4 protein-coding genes and 1 pseudogene are annotated in these 8,241 nt (G+C 67.1%); all 5 read right to left on the minus strand.

Annotated elements, in window-relative coordinates; translation table 11 throughout:
- Positions 1 to 947 (minus strand): annotated as a pseudogene (locus tag Mrose_RS17040) (hypothetical protein); the annotation flags it as partial.
- Between the two features lie 89 nt (positions 948 to 1,036).
- Positions 1,037 to 3,766, minus strand: coding sequence for a DUF11 domain-containing protein (locus Mrose_RS17045; protein WP_182482889.1), 2,730 nt, complete (start codon positions 3,764 to 3,766; stop codon positions 1,037 to 1,039).
- 209 nt (positions 3,767 to 3,975) lie between these two features.
- Positions 3,976 to 6,666 (minus strand): DUF11 domain-containing protein, encoded by a 2,691-nt coding sequence (locus Mrose_RS17050; RefSeq protein WP_119280310.1) that lies wholly within the window; start codon positions 6,664 to 6,666, stop codon positions 3,976 to 3,978.
- 71 nt (positions 6,667 to 6,737) lie between these two features.
- Entirely contained in the window at positions 6,738 to 7,268 is a 531-nt protein-coding gene (locus tag Mrose_RS17055; protein ID WP_119280312.1) for a hypothetical protein, read from the minus strand.
- Between the two features lie 224 nt (positions 7,269 to 7,492).
- Positions 7,493 to 8,062 carry a thioredoxin family protein gene (locus Mrose_RS17060; RefSeq protein WP_119280314.1) on the minus strand — a complete coding sequence of 190 codons (570 nt, stop codon included), beginning with the start codon at positions 8,060 to 8,062 and terminating at the stop codon, positions 7,493 to 7,495.
- Between the last annotated feature and the right edge of the window lie 179 nt (positions 8,063 to 8,241).

An 8,241-nucleotide genomic window follows, 5' to 3' on the forward strand; every position in this document is an offset into this window, starting at 1 on the left:
TCGCCCAGCCGCACCGAGCGGATCAGGCGGCCCTCCAGCCGCGGCTCGAGGGCCGCCTGATCCGCTCGGTGCGGCTGGAGGGCCAGGCTCCGCCCTTGGTCGTCCACCACCGAGATCTGCACCGGACGCGGCGGCACCACGCGCAGGAAATCGCGTTCGACCTGGATGCAGCCCTCCACCCGGAAGCCAATGGTGTTGGAGTATTGCTTGGCGGTGGGGGGCTGGCGGAAGCCGAAGACCACCCGCCCCGCACGGGTGAGGCTGAAGTCGGCCCAGGCGCGGTCGCCCGAGACCGGGCGGCTCTGGGTCTTGCCGCCCTCGTAGCGCACCCGGCCCTCGAGTTCAGATGCGCCGTCCTCGTCGTAGAAGCTCACCTTCAAGGGCAGCACCTCGGGGGCGACCTCGAGGGTGAAGGGTTCGGCCCATACGCGGTTCTTGGCCTGGGGGTCGGTGCGGACGTTGTAGTAGTCGGTGGGGCGGACGTCGTAAAGCTGCAAGCCTGGCTCGACCACCAGGCTGGCCGCCTGGGGTACGCTGGTCTGAATGCGGTAGCGGAAGGCGTTCTTGGCCAGGCCGTAGAGCCGGGCCTTGACCTGGTAGACCCCCGGCTGCACCTGCCCGCGGAAGAACAGCACCCAGCGGTGGGGCTCCACCCCGAAGCTCTGGCGGGCGAGTTCCTTGCCATCCCGCAGCAGCACGAACTCCGAGCGCACCCGCCCTTTACCCTTGTCGTAGCGCTCGTCGCCCAGCTCGGGCGCGCCCTTGAGCGCCGAGCGGTAGTCCTTGGGGTCGAAGCCCGGCGAGTAGATCTGCAGGTTGAGGATGGTGGCCTTGCTCACGACCACGGCAGCCTCGAGTTCGCTGCTCTCCCAGCCCAGCTCATCCCCCGGCACGATGCCCTTGAGGTCGGTGCGGGCCTGGGCGAGGACGGGAAGGCTGAGGGCCAACAGCAGGGCCAGGATAGGTCGTGGGCTAAAATATGCCGATAGCCAAAGGCCAAAGGCGTTGAGCGTACGACGCCCGACGTACGACCCTCTCACGGATACCTCCAGCGCACCTGGGGATCGGTCAGTTCAGCAGTCTTACCACTCCCTTCGGGACCGGGCAGGCCCGGTACGCCAGGGGGCAGGTCGTAGGTGAGGGTGTGCTCGCCCTCGAGCACCTCGAAGGTGAAGGTGCGCTCGCCGCCGCCGGGGAGGGGGTCGGTGAGGGTGAACTCGCGCAGGGGCTCGCCGGTCTTGAGCACCAGCACCACCCGCCAGCCGCCGCCGGGGAGGGGGAGCATCCGCTTGGTGAGGCGCAAAGGGCCGAACTCGAGCACCGTCTCGCGCGTCGCACGGGCCAAGCCCAGGGGCATCTCGAGGGGAAAGTCGCTCACGGTGAGGCCCGTCACCCGTACTCGGTGCTGGTAGCCGCTGCCCAGGCGCTCGGGGTGCGGCAGGGGCAGGAAGGGGGCCGAGGCCGGGTCGAGCATCAGCGTCCAGACCCCACCGCCCAGGTTGCGGAAGGCATAGCGACCTTCCGCGTCGGTGACTACCTGCCAGCCATTGCCCAGGACCAGGCGGACTCCGGGCAGGGGCAGGTCGCGGCCAGGGGTAAAGCGCCCGTCCCGGTCGGCGTCGAGGAAAACCCGGCCCAGCAGGGTATCGGGAGGGGTAAACACACCCGGCACCACGCTCACCAGCGCGCTGCTCTCGGCCTCGCTGACCACCGGGCCGCCGCTGAGGGCAGCCTGGGCCTGGGCCACGTTCCTGAGCTCAGGGCCTGCGCCGGGCAGCACCCGCATGCGGTAGGTGAGGGTGAGGGTCTGGCCGGGCTCGAGCCTGAGCCCCGTCCACACCAGCGGCCCGTTCCCCTGGGGCTCGAAGGAAGCCTGGGAAGTGCCGCTGAAGGCGCTCGAGCCCTTCTGGTATTCGAGCCCTGGCGCCGGGGTATCCACCAGCCGCACCTCCAGGGCCACCTTCCCGGTATTCGTCAACTGCAAGGTGTAGGTCAGCAGGTCGCCTACCACCGCCTTCTGGGGGCTCACCGACTTCTGCAGCAGGATCTGGGCCGAGATCACCTGGGTGCTGACGGTGTTGGAGGAAAGCGGCTGAGCGATCTCGCTCGAGGCCAGGCTGAAGCGGTTGCGCACCTCGCTGCCCTCGGGCGCGGAGGGCAGGACGCGCGCCCGCAGGGTGAGGGTGAGGCTGGAATTGGCCGGGATGCTGGGCAGGCTCCAGTTCACCTGGCGGGTAGCGGGGTCAAAAACCCCACCACCATCAGCGGAGACGAAGCCCAAGCTCGGGTCGAGCACGTCGGCGACGACGACACTGGTGAGGGCAAAGGGCAGGGTGTTCTCGAGGCGCAGGGTGTAGGTCAGGCTGCCGTCGGGCACGACCACGCTCTGGTCCACGTCCTTTTGCAGCCGCAGGGCGCTGGGGTCGAAGACCGAGAGCACCCGGTCGGTGGTGCGGTTGGTGCCCCCACCCAGCGCGGAGCGGGCCTCGAGCACGAGGTCCTGCGCAGTGCTCGTAGTTTGGACAAAGCTGTAGCAAGCCCGGAAGTCCAGCGTCTGGCCACTCCCCAGCAGCAGCGGCTGCGCGAGAGGGGTGCCGTCGAGGGCTTGCAGGCTCAGCCCCACGCCCTGGGGCAGGGTGGCGGCCAGGGTATAGCTGTCGGGGCTATTTCCGGCGTTCTCGAGGCTGTGGACGAAGCACAGCGGGCGGCCCAGGAACGCGTAAGCCTGCTGGCGATCGTCGGCACTGCCTTCCCCGCCGGGGGTGGCGCGGGGGTTGCCTTGCGGCCCCAGGTAGTGGGCGTAGAGCGCGGCGATCTGGAACACGGCCTCGGCCTCGGCAGGGCCACCCGGCCCCTCGGCCCGCGCCAGGTTGGACCGTAGACCTGGCGCGACCTGGGCATCGGCCCGCATGCGGAAGGTGAAGTAAGCCTGCTCCCCGGCCTCGAGCCCCCCCAGGCGCAGGCGCAGGCGGCTCACCTGGGCGGGCGGGGTGGAGCTCCAGGCGAGCCCGTCGTCGGAGTACTCGAGCACCCCCTTGGGGGCCTGAGCCGAGCCCGCGACGTAGCGCAGCCCGGCCAAGGTGGGCGCGTCGAGGGCGTCGCCGACCAGCACCTCGCCTCCGGTGGCCTGCGAGCCGCTGTTGCGCACCCGCACGGTGAATTCCACCTCGCCACCTGGCTGAACCAGGCTTTGGTCAACCGACTTTTCCAGGTTGAGCGCCGCTCCTGCCCCCACGACCACGCGGGCATAGTTGTCGGCGTCCTGCTCCCCGGTGGGGCAGGTGGCGACAGGGGTGAGGTCGAGTTGGCCGCTGGCGTCAGCCGGCAGCCGGACCTCGAGCACCAGCCGCGCCGAGGCTCCGGGTGCGAGGGTCAGACGACCGAGCGAGGGTTCCCCAGGGTCACGCTGGCCGTTGGCGTTGAAGTCGTGATAGAGCGCGACCGTGGGGGTCCAGGGAGTGGGCTCCTGTTTCCAGGAGAGGTTGAACTCGAAGCTGGCGTTGCCCGCGTTCTGCAGCAAGTAGGCGAAGTACGCGAAACCCCCCGCCGGAGCCACCGCCCGCTGACCCGGAGCGGCGGGGGTTCCGCCAGGGCTCAGGGCCGCCGCGCACAGCGGCAGCACTTCGGTCTCTACTACGTTGGAAAGGTAGGTCTCGCTACCCACCGTAGCCGAAGCCTGGTTGCGGATGACCGTCCCAGCCGGGCTCTGGGCCCAGGCCAGGCTAAACAACAGCGCGACGGTCAAAATTCGCAAAGGCTTCGCCACAACTCTCCTAAATTCTGCCCGAGAACAAGCGTTACGTCTGTCAAAATTGAACATCCCGTAACGCTCGTGTGCCCTGCCCTTGAACCTCGAGGCCGCCCCTAAGTACTTCAGTGCGAACTTCGCATCCAAAGCTTCTTCCGTTTATTCGATAGGTGTTTGTAAACCCGAGCCCCCGTCCACGGAGGCGGGGGCTCGGTGAGGGATCAGGGTTACTGGACCACCACCTTGAGGGTGATGACGATCTCTGCCGAGGGGGGCAGGATGTCGGCGGCGGTGATGGTGCTATCGCCGTTGGTGTCCACGCCCACGTAGATCACGCCACCAGCACTCAGGCTCGAGGGCGCCGTGGCGCTCCAGGTGCTGCCGTCGGTGGAGTAGAGCACGCTGCCGCTCACGCCGCTCACGCTGGCGCTGACCGAGACGAAGTTGGTGTAGGCAGGCAGCGGATCGGAGACGCGCACGTAGCTCAGGTTGGCCGTGCCGATGTTCTTGGCGTTGATGGTGTAGACGATGCGGTCACCGGGGTAGGCCGTGGCGGCGGTGGCGCTGCGCACGGTGGTCTCAGCGTTGCCCACGTAGCTCACCCCGCTCTTCTGCAAGCGCAGTTCGCCCGAAACCACGGTGGTGGTGTCGGTGGCAGTATCCGAGGCGGTGTTGCCGCTGGGGTAGGTGGCCGTGGCGCTCAGGGTGGCCGCTTCGCTGCGGCCCACGGGCTCGCCCGCCGGCACGATCACCCGCACCTGCACCACCACCGGGGTGCCTCCGGCGGGCACGCTGAGGCCGGCGACGCTGCTGCTCCAGGTGGCCCCGCCGTCGGTGGAGAACTGATAGGTCCAACCGTAGGCCGAGGTGAAGGCCGGGATGGACACGCTGGCGCTGGCATTGCCGTTGTTGACGAGGTTGTGGGTGTAGACGATGGTGCCGGGAGTGGTCACCGTGCCCGCGCGGTCGGGGTCGAAGAGCAACGCCCGCACCTCGTTGACGGTGATGGTGGTGCTGATGCTGTCCTGCACGCTCGCCACGGTGGTGCTGGTGGCGGTGATGCTCACCGGGTTCGACCCAGGGGCAGCCCCGGCGGGCACGCTGAGCACGGCGATGAAGCACTTGGTGGTCGCGGGGTTGGTCAGGCCGCTACCGGAGACCGGCGCGGGCAGGGGGCTGTCCATGGCACCGTCGCAGTTGGCGTCGGGGTAGTAGGCGATGCTCCAGCCCGAGGGCACCGAAGCGCTGAAGTTGTAGCTGTCGGCCACCTGCCCGGTGTTGCGCACGTCGAAGGGGATGTTGAGCGTGCTGCCAGGGTTGGCGCTCTGGGGCGCGGGGTTGTCGTTGGCCGCGTTGCCGTCGCCCGCGTTGCCGTGGGCCGCGAGGTCGAGGGCGTAGCCCAGGGCCACGGCGCCGACGGTGTCGGTGGTGGCGTCGCTCTTGCTGGAGTCGCTGACCGAGGTGGCGCTTACGCTGATATTGAGGGCCGAGCCGCTGGTGTAGGAGGCCGGCACGGTGCACTCGAGCTCAAAGTCGAAGGTCGCACCCGCCGCGAAGGGGCCCACCGCCCCGCTGATGGGCGTGCCGTCGGTCTGGGCCAGGCGGCAGACCCAGCCCGCGGGCGCACCGCTGTAGGCCAGGTTGAAGCTGTCGGCGGTGTTGGCGTCGTTGCGCAGGGTGTGCTTGAAGATGACCGTGGTGCCAGAGTACACCGAGGCCACGCTCTGGCTGTCGCCGCTGCGGGTGATGGTGTAGCTGCCCGAGGCGTAGCTGCCGGACGCGCCACCCGCCGGATAGCCAAAGGGCCCCACCACCACGGCGTAGCTCGAGCCAACGGTGTTGGTGGTGGTGTTGGAGGTGAGGGTCTGGGCGCTGCCGTCGCTGTAGCGCAAGGTGGCGGTGTTGCGGTAGACGGTACCCTGGGCCGCCGCTGCAGGAACCGTGGCGCTGAAGCTGAAGGTGTAGGAGGCATTCTGGGGGAAGAAGGCTCCGCTGCCCGAGATGTACATGCCCACCAGCACGTCAGGTACACTGTCGCTGTCGGCGTCGGCCCCGGTCAGGGGGAGGTTGCCGGCCACCAGGGCTGACCAGGTGGCTCCCTCGTCGGTGGACTTCACGATCTGCACGCTGCCCGCGCCCGCCGAGCCGCTTGGCAGGCTGCTCACCGTCAGGCCCACCGGAATGGGGTCGGAGATGAGGATGCCCGTGCCCGAGAGGCCGCTCACGCTCACGCCGCTGGCCGCGCTGCCGCCGCGGTTCTGACCGCTGATGGTGTAGGTGATGCTCACACCAGGACTCACCGTGCCGCTGGGGCTGGCGGCTTTGGTGATGTCCAGTGCCGCCGCGGTCTTGGCCACCGCGCGGGCCCAGTTGTTGGTGTCGGTGGGGCCGCCCGAGGAGGTGCCCTCGAGGTTGATCAACGCGGTATCACCGTCGGCTCGAGTGGCGGGGATGGTGCCCAGCACCAGCACGCAGGCCTGAGCCCCCTGGGCCAGGGACACGCTGGAGACGGTAGGTTCCCCGGAGTCCACCACGCCGTTGCAGTTGGCGTCGCGCACGATGCTCACCGAGCTGAGGTCGAAGTTGTCCCCGCTGCTGGCCTGAGTGGTGCTCAGGCTAATGGCATCGGTGCCGTTGCCGTTGTTGGTCACGGTGTAGGCGAAGATGACCTGGGCCCCCGGCAGGGCGTTGCGGCTCTGGCCGGGGGTGCTGGTGGTGCCGTCGGGGGTGATGGTGAAGGCGTAGACCTGTTGCACCACCGTGACCACCTGGTTGGAGGTGGTGGAGCGGCTCTGGTTGGCCGAGTCCAGGTAAGTGGCCGAAGCCTGGTTCTGGATGCTCGTCCCGGCAGGGGTACCTTGCGCGAACCCCATCCCCAAAACGAGCAAGATGCCGAAGACGCTGAGAAGTCGCTTCATGTTCCTCCTATGAACGCTTGTAAACACCTGATGTATGCGCCTTTGCCGCCCGACGAAAGCCCGACGAACGACTAACGCACGACGACACGAAGCTTGAGCAGGATTTTGGAATTGGACCCAAGCTGAGGGATAACCCAGCGAATGTGGGTGTACTCCTCGGGCCTGACCTCTACCTCTTTCTCGATTTCCTTGCCGCCTTCGAGTTGCTTGACTTTGCGGAAGAGTGGAGCTTTACCGTAGGTCCTGCCGCCGTCGTAGCTGAACTCGGGGGTCAGGGTGAGTTCCCCCAGCTTGAGCACGCTGGCGGTGGCAGGCAGGTAGGCCAGCGCTTTGGAGCCGTCCGGGCCCAGCCCTCCGATCTTGATGAGATCCACCGTGACCACCACACCCCGCAGGGGGTCGATGGTGGTGTTGCTGACCTCGTATTGAAACTCCAGCACTTCCCCAGGCTTCACACCCAGGGCTTCCTCGAGGCGCTCCACCGTTTTGCCGTCCTGCTGGGCCTGCACGACCCGGTAGGTCCTGGCCTCGATGGCCAGGGGATCCTTGGCAAACGCCACAGCTGCCACAAGTCCGATTAGCATCACCCACAGCCGCTTCATCGCTCTCCTCAAAGGCGAAGTCGAAAGCCTCCGCGCCCGTAAGTGTAGCAACGAGGCCAAATGAGGTTTGTGTTAAATAAACATCAAGCCATGGAGCTTGACAGGGGAAGCCCCCATGCAAAAGAGGCAGCAAGGACTCCTCAGGAGAAGGTCATTCTTGTCGCCGTATGGCCTGGTAAGAGCCCCGGCAGCTTCAAGTTCTCGATCTGGAATATGAACACCGTTCAACCCTGAATCTGGATCGCAGGTTCATAGCCCGGCTTCCACTTGATGCTGCATCCCAGCGCCGGGGCCTGGGCTATTGGCGGCTCCTGCCCGGCCAGCAGGGCGCGAAGGGCGAGCTCGAGGGTGTGCTCCGTGACCGCTTCGGGGTTCTTGGGCGTATCGTTCACCCGCCCGTGATAGCGCAGCTTGCGCTTCGCGTCGAAGAGGAAGACCTCCGGGGTGCGCTGGGCCTGGTAAGCGCGGGCCACCTCCTGGCTCTCATCGAGCAGGTAAGGGAAGCGAATGCCGTGCTGGTCGGCAAAATCTCTCATAGCCTGGGGGGAGTCCTCGGGGTAGCGCTCGTAGTCGTTGGGGTTGATCCCCACGAAAGCCACCTGACCGGCAAAGCGCTGGCTCAGTGAAACTATTTCAGCTATGGAACCCTTGACGTAAGGGCAGTGGTTGCACATGAAGACCACCGCCAGCAGGGGTTCGGAAAAACTCGAAAGCCTCACAAGCACGCCGTCGAGCCCTGGCAGCTCGGCGTCGATCAGGTCGCTGCCCAGGGGCAATTCAGGGTAGTGCAGCATGCCCTAATTTTATCGCGCTTTTCCAAAGCGCCAGACTCGCCGATGACCCATCCCTCGCGTCTTGCGTACAACCCCTGGCAATCAAACCCTAACCTGCGGAGGGAATTGCTCAAGGCGCTGGGGTGAGGGGACGTAGGTGGCCAGCGCCACCCCTTCCCCGCTTAGCTCGAGCCCCTTCC

It is taken from the genome of Calidithermus roseus (genome assembly GCF_003574095.1).
Classification (GTDB): domain Bacteria; phylum Deinococcota; class Deinococci; order Deinococcales; family Thermaceae; genus Calidithermus; species Calidithermus roseus.

What these genes read in the sequence shown, in the direction of transcription:
- Mrose_RS17060 (WP_119280314.1), bottom strand. Translation starts at nt 8,062, where the DNA reads ATGCTGCACTACCCTGAATTGCCCCTGGGCAGCGACCTGATCGACGCC.
- Mrose_RS17050 (WP_119280310.1), bottom strand. Translation starts at nt 6,666, where the DNA reads ATGAAGCGACTTCTCAGCGTCTTCGGCATCTTGCTCGTTTTGGGGATG.
- Mrose_RS17055 (WP_119280312.1), bottom strand. Translation starts at nt 7,268, where the DNA reads ATGAAGCGGCTGTGGGTGATGCTAATCGGACTTGTGGCAGCTGTGGCG.